This is a genomic window from Frankia sp. AgPm24 (genome assembly GCF_023243055.1).
GTDB classification, from domain to species: domain Bacteria; phylum Actinomycetota; class Actinomycetes; order Frankiales; family Frankiaceae; genus Frankia; species Frankia umida.
Map to the genome: position 1 here is coordinate 1 of NZ_JALKFW010000163.1, position 16,768 is coordinate 16,768.

The window sequence follows — 16,768 nt, forward strand, 5'->3', positions numbered from 1 at the left end:
TGCTGAAACGCGGGGAGATCGCCAACCGGGTCCTGGTCGACGTCGACCATCTCACCGGTCTGGTCCGCCGGGGCATGCGCCGGGTCGGGCGTCGTCCTGACCTACTCGAGGGCTGCCTGGCGGGCACCGGACTGACCTTGACACCACCCCATGATCAAGCGGCCGACCTCACGCATTAAAGGTCAGTAGCCTCGCCCGGGGTTGCGGGCACGGGCACGGTCTGCGTCACAATGACAGTTGCTGGAGCGGCGTCCGCAGCCTCCGAACTGTCACTGTTGGAACATCCCCGGGTGATCAGCACGGCGACGAGGACGAAGGCGACCAGAAGGACGATGACCAGCCATGGAGGTGTGTTTCCCCTCCGCGGAGGGCGAGGCTTCTGCCAGCCGGTACGGAAGATCCTGCCACGGTCGTCGTAATCGTCCTGGTTGTTCGCCATCACGGCGATCATAGAGGGTGGTACCTCTGGATAAGGCGACACCTGGACACACGTCTCCCCGCAGAACCTCTCTTTTCTCCACTACCGCTCAGCCAGCCTGCCCAGGACCGCATCCAGAGAATCCATCCGGTGGGCCGCGGCACTCAACGACAGCTACTGACGCAGTCGGGTGTCTCAGAGCAGGCCGGCGTCGTGGACGAGCAGGGCGAGCTGGGTGCGGTTGGTCAGGTGCAGGTGGGTGAGGATGCGGGTGATGTGCGCTTTGACGGTGGCGGTCGACAGGTGCAGCCGGGTGCCGATCTCGGCGTTGGTGTGGCCGTGGCCGACGCCGAGGGCGACGTCGTGTTCGCGGGGGGTGAGGCCGGCCAGGGCGGTGCGGGCGCGGATGTGGGTGTCGGCTTCGGTGGTGGTGCGTGCGAGCAGGCGGCGGGTGATCTGCGGGGCGAGGATGGGTTCGCCGGCGGCGACGCGCAGCACCGCCTCGACGATGCGGGTGGGCGGGGCGTCCTTGAGCAGGAAACCGCCGGCGCCGGCGCGCAGGGCGGCGAGGACGTTGTCGTCGGTGTCGAAGGTGGTCAGCACGATCACCTCCGGTGGGTGGGGGTGGGCGCGTAGCCGGCGGGTGGCGCTCAGCCCGTCGAGTCGGGGCATGCGCAGGTCCATGAGGACGACGTGCGGTGCGTGGGTGTCGACGGCGGTCAGGGCCTGCGCGCCGTCGCCGGCCTGCCCGACCACGGAGATCTCCTGCTCCTCGCCGTCGGGTGTTCCGCTGCCGCGGGCGCCGTCGAGCATCAGGGTCAGGCCCGCGCGTACGAGCGGGTCGTCGTCGACGAGCAGTACCCGTATCCGCGGGCGCGCCCACCCGGGTGGTGTCGGTGTGGTGGAGGCCTGCGCGTCGGGCGGTTCGGGGTGTGTCATCGGGGCCAGGGCAGCTGGGCGTGCAGGTGGAACGTTCCGTCGACGTGCTGGTGGTCGAGTTGGCCGCCGGCCAGGCGGACCCGTTCGGTGAGCCCGACCAGCCCCATCCCGGAGCCCGGCGACGCGGGCGACGCCGCCCGGGATGGGACTGTCGTCGACGCGGGCGCTACCGGTGCTGTCGGCGGCGGGGGCGCGTCGGGGGTGGCGGGCAGCTGGTTGACGAGGTCGAGGGTCAGGCCGCGACCGGGGCCGCCGCGGACGGTGAGGTGGACGGGCTGGCCGGGGGCGTGCCGGTGGGCGTTGGTCAGAGCCTCCTGTACCACCCGGTAGGCGGCCCGCCCCACCGCGGGCGCCAGGGTGTCGATCTCGGGGAGGCGCCCGGTCGCAGGGTCGCGGTCGTCTGCGCGGCGGCCGTCGGGGTCGGCGCCGACACCGGGTTCCGTCTGGGCGCCATGGTCGTCCTGCTCGCAGGCGGCGGGGCAGGCGGCTGGATGGGCGGGCAGGTCACAGGTGTGGCGGATGGGGGTGCCGGCGGCGCGAACCCGGGCGAGCAGCTGCGGGAGGTCGGCGAGGGTGGGTGGGGGCCCCGCGGTGTGCTCGTCGTCGTCGCGGAGGACGGCGATGACGTCGCGCAGCTCGTCGAGGGCGCCGGCCACCTGCTCGCGGATCACCCCGGCGGCCTGCGCCAAGGCCTGCGGTGGCGCGTCCGGCCGGTACTGCAGTGCCCCGGCGTAGGTGGCGAGCAGGGACAGCCGGTGGGCGAGCACGTCATGCATCTCCCGGGCCAGCCGGGTGCGTTCGCCGGCGCGGGCCGCCGCGACGCGACGGGCCCCGTCGGTTTCGGCGCGCCGCGCCCGTTCTTCCAGCGAGGCGAGCAGCGCCGCCCGGGCGCGGGCGAGCCTGCCCCAGCCCAGCAGACCGGCATGGGCGACGACGACCAGTGCCAGCAGCCAACCAAGCGGGAGCCCCTCCGGCGGTCGCAGCACCCCGCGGGTGACGTGCGCGCCGATGCCGGCCGCGGCGACGGCGAGTGCCACCGGCAGCCGGCGACGGGCCGCGACATGCAGGACCGCCAGGGTCGCCGGCACGGTGGCCGTCGAGGAGAACATGGCCAGGGCCGCGAGTAGCAGCGCCGTGGGCACCGGGGCGCGGATCAGCGCCGCCAGCAGCGCCCAGCCGACCAGCCCGGCCGCGATGTCCACTGCCGCCCAGCCGCTGTGCGGATGGGCGGCGATCTGAGCCCACACGGTGAGGCCGACCGGCGCGGCGCACACGACCAGTGTGATCACGGTCGCCGTGGTCCGCGCCTGACAGCGGGCCTGCCGATCCTGCGATGTCTGGCTGTCGCCGCAGCCGTCCGCGGTGCTCGGGGTGCGCAGGTCCAGGCGGCTCAGCCCGCTGAGGCCGCCGGCGACGACGGCCAGGCCCACCGGCCGCAGGCGCTGCGCTGGATGCATGAGCCGAAGGGTACGGGCCTCTCGCGTGCCTGCCCACCGACCAAAGTCGATGCGCTCTGGCCGGTCGGCTGATGTGCGCGGGGCCGCGGGTCGGAGATGGTTCTGCCGTGCAGACATCACCCGGGTTCCGCCCGCCCCGTGTCCCCTTCGCCCGGCGCGCACCGCGGGCCTGTCACCGTCGCGGTGGTCAGCGCCCGCACAGGCATGCCGGCCCTGGCGCGGCCGGGGTCTGGGGCGGGGTCTGGATGCGGCGGGGGCGGGTGGTGCTGGGGGCGGTCGGGGTGGCCGTGGTCGGCTGGGTTGTGGCGGTGCCGCTGGCGGGGGTGTCCCTGCGGGTTCGTGCTGGCGGTGGCGAGCCGGCGGTGGTGCACGGCGTGGGGTTCGCCATGGTCGTCCTCGCCGCGGTGCTCGCCGGGGTGGCCGCCGCGGTGCTGCTGGCCGTGCTCGAACGGCGCACCCGGCGGGCTGGGCGCTGGTGGGTGAACATCGCCGGTGCCACGCTCGCGAGTTCCTTCGCCGGGCCGCTGCGGGCGGCGGATGTCGCCACCGGGATGGCTCTGGCCGGGCTGCACCTGCTGGTCGGTGTGACACTGATCGTCGGGTTCGCCCGCACGATCCGCTGTTCGCCGCCCGCAGACGGATGCTGACCGTCCCCGCGGCGCGGTCGATACCAGGCGGTCGGTGGCAGATCAGTCGCGCTGGTCCAGGGTGGCGCGGGCGAGCCGCAGCAGGGCGGTGTGGATGTCGTCGGCGCTGCCGGTGGCGGGCAGCGGATGGAACAGGTCGGCTTCGGGCAGGCCCGCGTACGCGGCGGCGAACGCGGTCAGCCGGTCGAGGTCCTCGCGGTCACGTCCGCGCAGCTCCACCCGTCGCTGCGCCACCGTCACCGGGACCGTCAGCCAGACGACCAGGTCCGGGGTGGGCAGGTGCCGGTAGGCGGCCCGAACCCACCGCTCACCCCGCGCCGCGGCGCCCACGGCCGCGGGATGCTCGCGCAGGCGCATGGTGGCGTACTGGCAGTAGGTGTAACGGTCCATGACGGCGACCTCGCCGCGCAACCACGACAAGCCGAGCCCGATCGTGATCGCCGTGGCGCGGATCGTCGCCTCGACGGCGAGGTGACCGCGCTCGCCGAGCAGGTCCGGGCCGTCACGGCGGCCCAGACGGCGGGCGAGCGGGTCCAGCAGTGGCCGTCCGCCGCCGTTCTCGTGGTAGCGGGCGGGCCGCCCGGCGGTGGACAGCGCCGCGGCCAGGCGCCGCGCCTGGGTGGTCTTGCCGGCACCGTCCACCCCGACCAGCGCGAGGATCGGCATCCGGCGGCGTCGTGGCCCGCGCATCCGGTCAGGTGGGAGACGGCGCCGGGGCCGGCTCGTCGGGGAACAGGTCCCACAGGGCGGTGGTGCGGTCGGCCGAGGCGGTGGCCAGCAGGCGGCTGTCGGGGGCGAAGGCGACGGCGTGCACGGCGCCATGGTGCGCGGCCAGGCGCAGCGGCGGGCCGGGATTGTCCGGGTCGGTGAGGATGCGTACGGTGACCGTGCGGTCGGCGGAGGCGGTGGCCAGCAGATGCCCGTCGGGGCTGAACGCGACGGCGTGCACGGCGCGGCGATGCTCGCCGAAGGCGGCGATCTGCCGTTCACGGGTGGGTTCGGCCACCGAGTACAGGCGCACGACACGGTCGCGTCCGGCGACGGCGAGGGTGTCACCGTCGGGGCTGAACGCGACGGTGTGCAGGGGGCCGCGGGCACCGGTGAGGGTGACCGTGGCGGCGGGGTGGGTGGGGTCGGCCAGATCCCACAGGGTGACGGTGCGGTCCTCGGCGGCGGTGGCCAGCAGCGTGCCGTCAGGGCTGAACGCGACGGCGCGCACCGGGGCGCGGTGCCCGGCGAGGATCGCCGCCCGGGTCGGGACGTCCGGGTCGGCGAGGTCCCACAGCAGGACCGCCCGGTCGTCGCCGGCGGTCGCCAGCAGGGTTCCGCCGGGGCTGAAGTCCAGGTCGTGGATGTGGCCGCGGTGACCGGTCAGGGTCAGCAGCGGCTGTGGCCGGGTGGCCGTGAGCCGCCACAGGACGGTGGTGCCGGCGTCGCCGGCGGCGGCCAGGGTGTGACCGTCGGGGCTGAAGGTGACCACCCGCGCCCATTCCTGGTTGATCCGCCGGCCGTAGCCGACGGTCGCGGCCAGCCGCGGCGGATCGGGGAACGGCAGCTGCCACAGGTGCACGCAGGTGTCGGTGCCGGCGGTGACGACCAGCGGTGCGGCCGGACTGAACGTGACCGCGAGGGGATGTCCCCGTTCCTGGCGCAGGGTCGCCACCAGCTGCGGCGTTCCCAGCACCACGGGTGTTCGCCGCGGCGGTGGTGGTGCGGGCCGGTCCGGGAACCCGCGGTGGGGCTGGTCCGCACGGGTGGCCGCCGGGGCGGCAGGTGCCTCGATGTCGGTGCCGGCGGCGGGGGTCGCGCTGGCGGTGGCGGGGTCGCGCTCGGTGTCGGCGACGGGGTGGGTGTCGGCCTGGGTGGTGCTGGGAGACGATGGCAGTGGCGGGGGGACCAGGTCGGCGGCCGGGTGCGCGGCGATGGTGGTGATCTGACGCAGCAGCCAGTCGCGGGCGGTCGTCGCGTCCAGGCCGAACAGGTCGAAGGCGAGCAGTCCGGCGTACGGCGCGGGACGTGGCTGGTCCGCCAGGCGGACCAGCAGTACCTGGCGGGCAGGCCAGGGTCCCAGGCCCGTGGCCGCGTCGAGCGCCCGCGGGTCGGCTGGGGCGTCGGCGGGCGGCGCCTGCCCGCCGACAGGCGAGGTGACCTGTCGCTGATAGGCGGCGGACCACAGCACCAGCAGCAGCCCGCCCGGCGGCCGCGTGCCGGGGGTGGCCGCTACCGGGGCGGCGGTCGTGACGCGGTAGCCGGCGTCGGCCAGATGCCAGGACAGCCACCGCGCCCAGGCCACGTCGGCGTCCGCGTGGGTCACCACCACATCCCAGACCAGGGCGGCCGCGGTGCGAGACGGCGGGCCCTCGTCGGCGGCGGCCGGGCCCGGGCCGCCGGCTACGTCGTTACTGCGCACACGTAGCAGCCTGCCACGGCCCGCACGACCACGAAAAATGACCATGACAGGTGCACCCGGCACCCGGCACCCCGCGCGTTGCCGGGCCGGGCCGGGCACTGCCGGGCCCGGCAGAGGACGGCGGCCGATGCCCGGGGCGACGCGCTGTCGGGGTGCCGGTGAACACGGGGTGGCTCAGCCGCCCCGGACCGCGGTGGGGTCAGCGGGCGGGACCGGCCGCTGACCGGCACGCGCGGCGGACGGGCGGTTGCGCGGCGACAGGGGCGCCACCGCGGGCAGCCGCGGACGTTCCTTGCGTCGCGGCGCCGGTTCGAGACTCACCTCGAGTGCGGCGGGGGCTTCCACGTTGACAGGGGCCTCGGCGCCGGTAGGGACCTCGGTGCCGGCGGTTTTGTCCTCGAGGGTGCGTGGCGTGGCCAGCGCCCTGCGATGTGCACCGCGGTGGTCGTGAATGTAGGGGCGCAGAACCGGGAGGGCTTCGGGTGGGAACCCCTCCAGCCCATCGTCGATGACCCGGAGTTCCTCATCGCACATCGTGACCATGGCGACGAGCGCTGGCATGCGACGCACCGTCGCGTCGAGCTTCGTCATGACGTCCCGGCACGGGTTGAACAGATGGTGGCGATCCAGCGCCTCGAGCAGGGACGCGGCGTGATCCAGGATCTCCTGTTCGGTCAGTGCCGCTCCCCGGTCGTCGCGGGCCCTCCACATCCGCACGCGGGCCTCGGCCGCACGTCGCCGGACGGTTTCCCGCATGCTTTCCATGTTATCGCTCGGGGTGCGGTAGGAGCAGTCGCGGGATTGTGGATAGGCGCGAAGATAATAGGTGGCGCACTCGGCCAGGAGTTCCTCCTGGGATTCGGGTGGGAACCCGAGCCGGATGTGGGCCTCGAGAAGGGACCAGCGCAGGCCTTCACTGCCGGTGCCGTCCTGGAAGAAACGGCCTATCTTACGCTCCAGGTTACGCCGATCCCGCCCCTGGGCGTCCGGTGCGATCCGATGCGCGACCTTACTCAGCGGTACGGGCCGCTTCAGATGCATCCTGTAGCGGAACCGTAGCAGGGCTGCCACGTGCGGATCGGCATGATCGCGTGGAGCGCCCTGCGTTCTACCTGACATCCATCCACCACTCTCCGTGAGTTCGGTGTCTCTGGCGTTGCGGCGATCCAGCCCCCGGGGGGCACGGATCGCCGCGTGGAACACACCGTACAAGGCGGTCCGGGTACCGACGATGCGACAGTGGCCGTCGCATTGTTGGACGGTTCATCCGACGCCCCTCGTTTGCGACACTTTGACGCTCATTCGCGGACCCCGGTAGAAGACATCGCACCGGGTCTTTCGTCCCGGCGGTGGAGTCGGTCGGCCAACGCGCCTACACCGTTCGCCGACAGTCCCAACAATGCGACAACGCCGTCCCTCTGAGCTTCTGGAGTAATAGGTGACCCGACGTCGACGTTCACCGTCGCCTGCGGGCCAGGCCCCGCCCTGGCCCGGTCCGAAGCCGCGGGAGTCCGTCCGCGCCCGGCCCGCGGGGCGGCCCGCGACCGGCCCCCGCCGTCGCGCCGGCCGCAGCGGACCGCCCCGGCGGCCCACGGACGGTGATCCGCGCCGCTACCAGCGCCGGCGCCAGCGGGTGCGGGTGCGGGTGATCGGACTGCTGGGTGTGGTCACCGCGGTGGGACTGGTCCTTGCCGGCACCGGGATCACCGATCCCGCGGTGACGGTCGGCCAGGCGTGGGGGGCGGCTCTCGGGGTCACCCTCGCCCGGGTCGGCGCCGTGCCCCGCGGTGGACGCCGATCGGGCCGGCGCCGGCCCCGTGGTCGCCGTGACCAGCCTGACCCGCGACGCGGGTCACAGACGACACCGGTGGGACGTGGTTACAGGCCGACGCGGCCCGAGGGGTTGTCCCGGTCGAACAGGCGGCCGGGGCGGACGTAGGCGTCCAGGCTGGCGGCGGAACGCCACCGTCCCTGGCGCATGATCGACCGGTCGTTGACGCCGGCGCGGGCGGCGGCGGTGGCGAACCCGGACCGCAGCGAATGTCCGGCGAAGTCGGTGGCGTCCAGGCCGGCGGCGGCCACCCGGCGTTGCACGATGCGGGCGACCGAACCGGGGTGCAGCCGGGTGGCGCCGATGTGGCCGTGCCGGTTGATACCGCGAAACGCCGGTCCGTCGGTGAGCGCGGCCAGCCGGGCCCAGGCCGCCCAGGCGCGGACCGGGCAGGTGGCGCGGTGCGAACCGTAGGTGATGCCGACCAGCGCGCCAGCGCCGTCCTGGTCGGTCTTGGACCGTCGGACGTCGACGATCAGACCGTCGGGGGTCTCGTCGAGGTCGGTGACGTCGAGGCCGACGAGCTCCGCGCGGCGCAGGCAGCCGGCGAACCCGACCAGCAGCAGCGCCCGGTCCCGCACGTCGGCGGGATCGTCGTCGCCGAAGGTGGCCACGACCCGGGCGAGCAGATCGGTGTCGAGGGCGGTCTTGCGGGTCGGACGCATCCCGTGGGTGCGTCGGATGCCGTCCCACACGGCGCTGACCTGCGGTGCGCCGGTGGGGCTGGGGGCGCCGGCGAGCTGGTGGCCCACCGAGATCGCCGCCAGACGCCGGCGGATCGTCGACGGTTTGTAGCCGCCGTCGGCGAGCGCGACCAGGTAGGCGGCCACCGTCGAGGGCTGCGCCGGGACCGCGACCAGCGCCACCGGCTGCTGCGCGCACCAGGCGTGGAAGTGGCGCAGGTCCGCGTCGTAGGCGCGCCATGTCGAGGCGGCCCGTGAGGCCCGGGCGTAGTCCCCGACCCGTTCGGCCCGCACCGGCGCCAGCATCGGCGTGGACGGCCCGCGACGCCCCCGCACCGCCCCGACCGCGCCCAGCACCGCCACCTCCGTCGCGGCGTCCGACGACCCGTTCCCGGCGGAGGGCCCCACCTGGTCGGACGGCCCCACCTGGTCGGAGGGCCCATCGCTGTCGGAGGGCTCGGCCTGGTCGGCGGACGCACGTCCGGCAGCGGAGGGGGGGCGCTCGAGGGGCGGCGGGCTGCTGCTCATCGCCCTCATTGTGACCTGCCGGGAACCGCCACCGGCGGGCCCTCACGGTGACGGCGGGTGAGCGCGTACGCGCCGCCCCCGGCGGCGAGCATCCCCAGACCCGCCACGACGGCACCCGGCGGCAGGGTGCACGCCAACGTCAGGCAGCCGACCAGGCCGCACACGGGCACCCAGCGCGGCGGACGGCCCTCCTCGGGGCGCAGCGTCCACGCCGACGCGTTCGCCACCGCGTAGTAGACGAGCACCCCGAACGAGGAGAATCCGATCGTGGCGCGCAGGTCGAGGAACCCGGCCGCGACGGCCACGACCGCACCGACCGTCAGCTGCGCGTGGTGGGGCACCGCGGTCCGGGTCGACACGACGGCGAGGGTCCGGGGCAGATGCCGGTCGCGGGCCATCGCCAGCGTGGTGCGCGACACCCCGAGCAGCAGCGCCAGCAACGATCCGCTCGCGGCCACCACCGCCCCCACCCGCACCAGCGGCGCCAGAGCGCCCGCCCCGGCGGCGCGCACCGCGTCGACCAGCGGCGCACCGGAGCCACCCAGGGCCGCCGGGCCGAGCACACCCAGCACGGCCACGGCCACCCCCAGGTAGACGACGAGGGTGATCGCGAGGGCGACCAGCACCGCGCGGGGGATCGTGCGCGCCGGATCCCGCACCTCCTCACCCAGGGTGGCCAGCCGCGCGTAACCGGCGAAGGCGAAGAACAGCAGCCCCGCCGCCCGCAGCACACCGCCGGCGCTGGGCGTCGCCGCGTCCGACGCCGCCCGAAGGCGCAGACGCGCGGGCTGGAACGTCGCGCTGGTCAGGCAGACGACGACCACGACCGCCAGCACGACCAGCGCGATCCCGACCAGGACCCGGCCCAGGGCCACCCCGCGGTGGGCCCCGGCGACATCCGCGCCGGTGAGCAGCACGACCGCGGCGACCGCGATCAGATGGGGATGCGCCGGCCACGCGTAGCCGCCGACACCCAGGGCCATCGCCGCGCACGACGCTGTCTTGCCGACGACGAACGCGACCCCGGCCAGATAGCCCCACAGGTCACCCAGACGTGCCCGCCCGTAGACGTAGGTCCCACCGGAGCTGGGATAGCGGGCCGCCAGGCGCGCGCTGGACGTCGCGTTGCAGTAGGCGACGACCGCGGCGACACCGAGGGCCGGTAGCAGTCCCGCGCCGGCCACCCGCGCCGCCGGCGCGAACACGGTGAACACCCCGGCGCCGATCATCGCGGCCAGACCGATGACCATCGCGTCCGCCGGTCCAAGCCGCCGCGTCAGCCGCCCCGGCCCCCCATCCGACCCCAACTCCCGGCCCGACCCCAACTCCCGGCCCGACCCCGCTTCCCGGCCCGGCTCCGGCCTGGGCCTGGACCTGGGCGTCCTGGTGGGTTTCGGTCTCGACTCTGTCGGCTCTGGCTGCGCGCAGGTGTCCACCTGGGTGGGGTCAGGCGTCGTGGAGGGTCATGTGATGGCGGGTGGCCAGCATCGGCAGGTCGGGCAGGCCGAACTCGGTGGTGAGCGCGTCGAACAGGTCGATCTTGTGCGTGCCGAAGCGGCGCAGCGACCGCCGGTAGGCGTCGGCGGTCAGGAAGCTGCCCGGGCGGCTTTTGGAGTGGAACTTGTCGGCGTACATGACCAGGCGTTCCTCGACGGTCTCGGCGAGGTAGTCGGCGGCGGGAACGGGCAGCCCGCCGGCCTCGATCTCCGCACGGGTCAACCCGACACCGGTGTGGCAGGACGCGAACCGGCACACCGTGCGGGGCAGCCCCTCGGCGGCGAGCAGTTCATGGCCGAGCACCCCGTGGCGCAGGTACTGGGCGTAGTCGAGCCGGCCGGTGTCGTCGTAGAGCCGGTAGACGCCGATGTCGTGCAGCAGCGCACCGGTGCGTACCAGGGTGACGTCGGCTTCGGGGGCGGCTCCGGCGGCCAGCAGGCTGGCGGCCACATCCCACACGATCCGACAGTGGGAGTGCACCTCGGTGAACGCGGCGGACGTCGGGGCGTACCGGCGGTGCAGCGCCTCGGCCCCCTGGTCGGTGGCCGCCCCCGCGGCTCCCGCCGCCGTCCCCGCCGTCGGGGAGCCGGCTGGTCCGGTGCTGCCGCCCCGCGCTGTCAGGCTCATGGCCCGACGGTAGCGGTCCCGTCCGAGCCGCGGGGCCCCTCCACCCGAACGAACCGGACGCGCGTCCCCGAATAGTGGCCGGTTGGCCCGACCATGACCGTGCCCAGCCGCCGCACATCCCGGCCCGGCCAGCGGGAGGGCACGGTCGGCTCAGCGCACGGGCTGACGTGCGTGGGGCCGGGAACGGGACGGCCGGGCAGCGGCGCCCCCACCGACACCCGCACCAGCGGCAGCCGCCGCGGGGACGGTCTCGACCTCGGCGTGGGACCGGGCGCGGGTGCGGGGGCGGCGGGCCCAGGCGGTGTCCAGCGCGCGGGTGAACAGGGCGCTGCCGCGGGCCCCGGACACGACGATGCTCCGGTCGATCAGCACATACGGGACGCCGGTGATCCGCAGGTCGTGGGCGGCCCGCTGGTCGGTGAAGACCCGTTCGGTGTAGGCGTCGCCGGCCAGGACACGGCGCGCGTCGGTGGGATCGAGGCCGGCGGCGGTGGCGACGTCGACGGCCACCGCGTGGTCGAAGATGTCACGGCCCGCGCCGAAATGCGCCTGGTGCAGGGCGTCGAGGGTGGGGGCCGCCCGGCCGGCCTCGGTGGCCAGGTGCAGCAGACGGTGCAGGTCGAAGGTGCTGCCGTGATGCCGGTCGGCGCGGTAGGGAAGTCCCTCGTCGCGGGCGGCGTCGGCGACCCGCTGTTCGCCGCGGGCGATCTCCTCGGCGGACAGGTCCCGCAAGCGGCGTCCGGGCGCGCCGGGACGCGGCTCGCTGCGGCCGCGGGCCAGGCCCGGGTTCAGCTCGTAGGAGTGCCAGCGCACCGTCAGCTCGTCCTGGTGGGTGAAGCCGGTCAGTGCCCGGCGTAGCCGGGACCAGCCGACATAGCACCACGGGCAGACGAGGTCACTCCAGATGTCCACGCGCACGGCGGATCACCATCCTGTTCGTCACCGCATCTGAGGCCGCGACTTTCCGGCGGCGCCGAACCCACCACCAGCGCTGTCCGCCGCGGTGGCCGGCCGGACCCCGATGCGGGGCGGCGCGTCCCGGGGCGGGACGTGGCGGCGTGCGGCGTGCGGTGTGCGACAGACGCGGTGGCGGCCGGTGTCGCCGCCGTTAGCGAGTGAACACCTCGGAGGTGCGCTCGGGGCCCGCGGTGGATGAGCGACCGCGCACACCCACGTCCCACCGTGCGGCCACAGAGGTGACCGTCGGCGGCCACAGGTGCGCGGGCCCTCCGGCCAGGCGAACGAAACCGCAGCTCACCGCCCCTGCGGGGACCTGTGGTCGACGCGGACGGCACGGTCGTGGGACGGGAAGGCGCCACCCGGGTGGCGCGGCGAAACACACCACGCCGAGGACCACCACCGGTCACCCCTTGGGCCGCCCGACCCGTAGCAGCCACGGTGGCGACGGCCCGACGACGGCCAGGAGAGCGTCCAGGCGAGGGCCAGGAGACGGACAGGTGTGCGGGCGATCGGGCCCCGCGCCGCGGTCCGGCGGAGGTCAGGCGGAGGGGGTGCTTCCGTTCGGCGAGACCGCCGCGGCGGACGGCGCGGCGACGGTGGTCGCCACCGGTGCGGCCGGGGCCGGCGCGACGATCACCGGGGCCGCGGCAGGAGAGGCGGCGGCGGGCGCTGCCACGACAGGAGCTGCCACGACGGGAGCCGGGGGCGAGGTTTGGGCCGGCGCGGCGGAGGCGGTGTCGGCGGGGTGGTCGTCGTCGTGCAGACCCTTCACCTCGGACTTGAAGATCCGCAGCGAACGACCGAAGGACCGGGCGGCGTCGGGGAGCCGCTTGGCACCGAAGAGCACCATGACCACCGCGACGATGATGAGCAGTTCGGGAACGCCGATGTCTGCCACGACAACCAACCTTCTGCCAGGGTCGGGATGTGACCGGACCGGCCGCCCCGCGACCCGTGGAGGACGGCCCTTTACAGCATGGTACGACCGCGCCGCGTCGGCCCGTCAGGGCTTGCGGGCGACCAGGCCGTACATGCTGACCTGGGCGTCGGTGGCGATCCGGTCGGGGTCGCCCTCGGGACGCCACCGGTGCGGCGCGACCAGGCTCGGGTCGATGATCGTGGTGATGTCGGATCACGACCACCCTGACAGGTTCACCAGGTCGAAGGCTGTCGGCACGGACCCCGCGACCGGCGTGACTCGCTGACTGGACGCGGCCCGAGCCCGGAAGGTGCCGCGGGCGGGCGGTAGCGTCCGGGGCGCGGATGCCCGGCTTCGGCGCGCCGCGGCCAGCGCCCAGGAAGGACGGTCGTGACGGAGCAGCAGCTGACGACGCCGGAGCCGGCACCGACACCGGAGGCCCATCCTGGGCAGGGGCGCGACGCGGCTCGGCTGGCGCTGGTCGTCGGCGCGCTCGGTGTGGTGTTCGGGGACATCGGGACCAGCCCGATCTACACCCTTCAGACGGTGTTCAACCCGGACGACCCGCATCCCGTCCCGGTCAGCACGGACACCGTGTTCGGTGTGGTGTCCCTGGTGTTCTGGTCCGTCACGATCATCGTCACGGTCACCTATGTGCTGCTGGCCATGCGCGCCGACAACGAAGGCGAGGGCGGCATCATGGCCCTGATCACCCTGCTGCGGCGGGTGGGAACAGGAGGGGGTGGCCGGACCGCCGCCGTCCTGGCGGGGTTGGGCATCTTCGGGGCAGCACTCTTCTTCGGCGACAGCATGATCACACCGGCGATCTCCGTGCTGTCCGCGGTCGAGGGCATCAGGATCGTGAAGCCGTCGCTCGAAGAGCTGGTCGTGCCGGTCACCGCGGTGATCATCGTGCTGCTGTTTCTCGCGCAGCGGTTGGGCACCGCCACGGTCGGCAGGATGTTCGGGCCCGTGATGATCGTGTGGTTCGTGACCATCGGCGCGCTCGGGATGGTCGGCATCGTCGGGCACCCGACCATCCTCGAGGCGTTGTCGCCGACCTACGCCGCGAGTTTCCTGGTGCACCATTTCGGCACCGCGTTCTTCGCCCTGGCCGCGGTCGTGCTCGCCGTCACCGGAGCCGAGGCGCTGTACGCCGACATGGGGCACTTCGGCCGACCGGCGATCAGCCGCGCCTGGCTGCTTCTGGTGTTCCCCGCGTGCGTGCTCAGCTACCTCGGCCAGGGGGCGCTGATCCTCGGCGACCCGGACACCATCAGCGGCCCGTTCTTCCTGCTCGCCCCGGGCTGGGCACGGCTGCCACTCGTCCTGCTGGCCACCGCCGCGACCGTGATCGCCTCCCAGGCCGTGATCACCGGGGCGTACTCGGTCGCGGCCCAGGCCGCCGAGCTCGGCTATCTGCCTCGGCTGCGGGTCGCCCACACCTCGGAGTCCACGATCGGGCAGATCTACGTCCCGTGGATCAACTGGCTGCTGATGGTCTCGGTACTCACGCTCGTCTTCGCGTTCCGTAGCTCGGCGGCCCTGGCGTTCGCGTTCGGCATGGCGGTGACGGGGACGATCACCATCACCACCCTGCTGTTCGTCTACATCGCCCGGCGGAAGTGGCACACGCCGCGGTGGCTGCTAGGCCTGGGCGCGAGCGTCCTGTTGGTGGTCGACCTGCTGTTCCTCGCGGCCAACCTGACCAAACTCGTCCACGGCGCGTGGCTTCCGCTTCTTATCGCGCTGACGGCGTTCACCGTCATGACCACCTGGCAGCGAGGCCGACGGATCGTCACCGCGCAGCGCGAACAGAGCGAGGGGTCGCTGCACGACTTCGTCGAGCAGCTACGCGTGAACGCGCCGTCCACCGCCCGGGTGCCGGGCGCGGCCGTGTTCCTCAACCGCAGTAAGCAGACCGCGCCGCTGGCACTACGGGCGAACGTCGAGCACAGCCATGTGCGCCACGACCTGGTCCTGATCGTGTCGGTCCAGACCCTGCCGGTACCTCGCGTGCCGGCGAACGAGCGGATCGCCGTCGACGATCTGGGCTACACCGACGACGGCATCAGCCACATCACCGCACGGTTCGGCTACATGGAGACGCCCAACGTGCTCGGCGCCCTCAGAACGATCGACCCGGCCACCGTCGAAGGACGGCAGCTGAACCTGGACCGGGCGTCCTACTTCCTGTCCACAATCGAGCTTCGAAGTGGGAAGGCGCCGACCATGGCCCGCTGGCGCAAACGCCTGTTCATCGCGACCTCCTACATCACCGCTGACGCCGCCGAACACTTCGGCCTCCCACGAGACCGCACCATCATCATGGGCTCACACATCGAGCTGTAACGGGCGGCAACGAGGTGGGGTCCGCGCCAGCCACCTCCGCACAACACCCGTCTCTGTCGTTTCGCCGCTGCCCCCGAACAGGATTCGGCTACCGGAGCACAGCGGCTTTCCGCCGTCCGCCACCCCGGATGCGGGATCATGATGATGCCGTCGCCACCGAACCGGCGCGGCGGGACCACGGGAGGCGCTCTGGACGGCGGTGACGGCGGTGTCGGCGGCGACAAGGGGCTCGGCGGCCTCGAGGCTCTCGGGGCGGTGCGGATCGCCGCGCTGGTGCGGGAGGGGATCTGGTCGGCGTGGGAGGTGACCGGCGACGCCCTGGCGCGCATCCGGGTGGCCGACGAGGAGCTGCGGGCGTTTCGCGAGCTGTGGCCCAGGGCCGCCCGGGCGGCGGCCCTGGAGGTGGACCGTCGGCTGCGTGCCGGGCAGTACCTGCCGCTCGCCGGTGTGCCGCTGGGCGTCAAGGCCAGTGAGGGACGCGACGCCGAGCAGACCCGGCGGCTGGTCGCGGCGGGATGTGTGCCGGTGGGGGCCACGGCGGTGCCGGGGCCGGGAACCGCCTGGCAGACCTGGGGGCACACCGACCGCGGCCCCACCCGCAACCCGCATGATCCGACGTGGAGCCCGGGGGGTTCGTCGGCCGGATCCGCGGCGGCGGTGGCCGCCGGTCTTGTCCCGTTGGCCACCGGCAGCGACGGTGCCGGTTCGGTGCGTATCCCGGCCGCCTGGTGCGCGGTGCTGGGCCTCAAACTCACCACCGGACGGCTTCCCGCCCGCGACCGCGCCGGTCTGACCGCCCCCGGCGCGCTGGCCCGCCACCCCGCCGACCTCGCCGCCTACCTCGACGCCCTCCGTGTCTCCCCGCCCGACCGCTCCCCGCCTGGCCTGTCCCCGCCTGGCCTGTCCTGGCCCGTCCCGGATGGTGAGGGTGTCGCGCGGGGTGGGCGGCCGCTGCGGGTGGCCTGGTCGTCCACGCTGGGTTTCGCCCGCACGGACGCCCCGATCGCCGCCGCCGCCCGCGCCCACCTCGACCGTCTGGTCGCCGCGGGTGCCCTGGTCACGACCGGCGCCACCGTCGACCTGCCCGATCCGCAGGCCTGCTGGCTGGCCCTGCGCAGGCCCCCCACCCACGCTCCCCCCGGCTGGGATCCGGGTGGGACGCGGGCGGCGTCGCAGCGGGCGTTGGCGGTGCTGTTCGCCGACCATGACCTGCTGGCCACCCCGACGACCCCCCACCCCCCGCATGGCCACGACGGCCCCGGGCCGGCGATGAGCGTCGCGCTGACCTGGGCGTTCAACCTCACCGGTCATCCCGCCCTGAGCCTCCCCGCCGGATGGACCGATGCCGGTCACCCCGTCGGCCTCCAGCTGGTCGCCCGCCCCGGCCACGAGGCCGACCTGCTCACCGTCGCCCAGGCCGGCGAGCACCTCACCGTCCGGGCGAGACCGCCGGCGCGACGCGGCTGACCGGCGGGTCGCCTGGGTGACCCGCCGGTCAGC

14 protein-coding genes are annotated in these 16,768 nt (G+C 74.1%); 3 read left to right on the forward strand and 11 right to left on the reverse strand.

The window, feature by feature from the left end:
• Positions 1-175: 175 nt before the first annotated feature.
• The 3 genes from MXD61_RS09170 to MXD61_RS09180 form a co-directional block, all read right to left on the reverse strand.
• A complete protein-coding gene (locus MXD61_RS09170; RefSeq protein ID WP_248812412.1) occupies positions 176-439 on the reverse strand; it encodes a hypothetical protein in 264 nt (87 codons plus the stop codon).
• A gap of 174 nt (positions 440-613) precedes the next feature.
• Positions 614-1,357 carry a response regulator transcription factor gene (locus MXD61_RS09175; protein WP_248812413.1) on the reverse strand — a complete coding sequence of 248 codons (744 nt, stop codon included), beginning with the start codon at positions 1,355-1,357 and terminating at the stop codon, positions 614-616.
• Positions 1,354-2,814 carry a sensor histidine kinase gene (locus tag MXD61_RS09180; RefSeq protein WP_248812414.1) on the reverse strand — a complete coding sequence of 487 codons (1,461 nt, stop codon included), beginning with the start codon at positions 2,812-2,814 and terminating at the stop codon, positions 1,354-1,356. Before MXD61_RS09180 ends, MXD61_RS09175 begins: the two co-directional genes overlap by 4 nt.
• A gap of 245 nt (positions 2,815-3,059) precedes the next feature.
• Between MXD61_RS09180 and MXD61_RS09185 the strand changes: the two genes are divergently transcribed.
• Entirely contained in the window at positions 3,060-3,461 is a 402-nt protein-coding gene (locus MXD61_RS09185; RefSeq protein ID WP_248812415.1) for a DUF6069 family protein, read from the forward strand.
• 42 nt (positions 3,462-3,503) lie between these two features.
• Here MXD61_RS09185 and MXD61_RS09190 read toward each other — a convergent pair whose 3' ends face one another.
• The 8 genes from MXD61_RS09190 to tatA all read right to left on the reverse strand — a co-directional run bounded on the left by MXD61_RS09190 (position 3,504) and on the right by tatA (position 12,895).
• Positions 3,504-4,127: a thymidylate kinase gene (locus MXD61_RS09190; RefSeq protein ID WP_248812416.1), complete on the reverse strand. Its 624-nt coding sequence runs from the start codon at positions 4,125-4,127 to the stop codon at positions 3,504-3,506.
• Positions 4,128-4,155: 28 nt separating this feature from the next.
• Positions 4,156-5,871, reverse strand: coding sequence for a hypothetical protein (locus tag MXD61_RS09195; RefSeq protein ID WP_248812417.1), 1,716 nt, complete (start codon positions 5,869-5,871; stop codon positions 4,156-4,158).
• A 174-nt stretch (positions 5,872-6,045) separates the two neighbouring features.
• Positions 6,046-6,912: a hypothetical protein gene (locus MXD61_RS09200; RefSeq protein ID WP_248812418.1), complete on the reverse strand. Its 867-nt coding sequence runs from the start codon at positions 6,910-6,912 to the stop codon at positions 6,046-6,048.
• Positions 6,913-7,749: 837 nt separating this feature from the next.
• Positions 7,750-8,691 carry a tyrosine-type recombinase/integrase gene (locus MXD61_RS09205; protein ID WP_248812454.1) on the reverse strand — a complete coding sequence of 314 codons (942 nt, stop codon included), beginning with the start codon at positions 8,689-8,691 and terminating at the stop codon, positions 7,750-7,752.
• 227 nt (positions 8,692-8,918) lie between these two features.
• Positions 8,919-10,163, reverse strand: coding sequence for an APC family permease (locus MXD61_RS09210; protein WP_248812419.1), 1,245 nt, complete (start codon positions 10,161-10,163; stop codon positions 8,919-8,921).
• A gap of 196 nt (positions 10,164-10,359) precedes the next feature.
• The gene (locus tag MXD61_RS09215) at positions 10,360-11,037 is read right to left on the reverse strand and encodes an HD domain-containing protein (RefSeq protein WP_248812420.1); all 678 of its coding nucleotides are present in this window, start codon (positions 11,035-11,037) and stop codon (positions 10,360-10,362) included.
• Between the two features lie 150 nt (positions 11,038-11,187).
• Positions 11,188-11,955, reverse strand: coding sequence for a DsbA family oxidoreductase (locus MXD61_RS09220; protein WP_248812421.1), 768 nt, complete (start codon positions 11,953-11,955; stop codon positions 11,188-11,190).
• A 580-nt stretch (positions 11,956-12,535) separates the two neighbouring features.
• On the reverse strand, positions 12,536-12,895 hold the full coding sequence (tatA, locus tag MXD61_RS09225; RefSeq protein WP_248812422.1) for a Sec-independent protein translocase subunit TatA: 360 nt from the start codon (positions 12,893-12,895) through the stop codon (positions 12,536-12,538).
• Positions 12,896-13,306: 411 nt separating this feature from the next.
• Between tatA and MXD61_RS09230 the strand changes: the two genes are divergently transcribed.
• Positions 13,307-15,268, forward strand: coding sequence for a potassium transporter Kup (locus MXD61_RS09230; protein ID WP_248812423.1), 1,962 nt, complete (start codon positions 13,307-13,309; stop codon positions 15,266-15,268).
• A 138-nt stretch (positions 15,269-15,406) separates the two neighbouring features.
• A complete protein-coding gene (locus tag MXD61_RS09235; protein ID WP_285223206.1) occupies positions 15,407-16,735 on the forward strand; it encodes an amidase in 1,329 nt (442 codons plus the stop codon).
• The last annotated feature ends 33 nt before the right edge of the window (positions 16,736-16,768 follow it).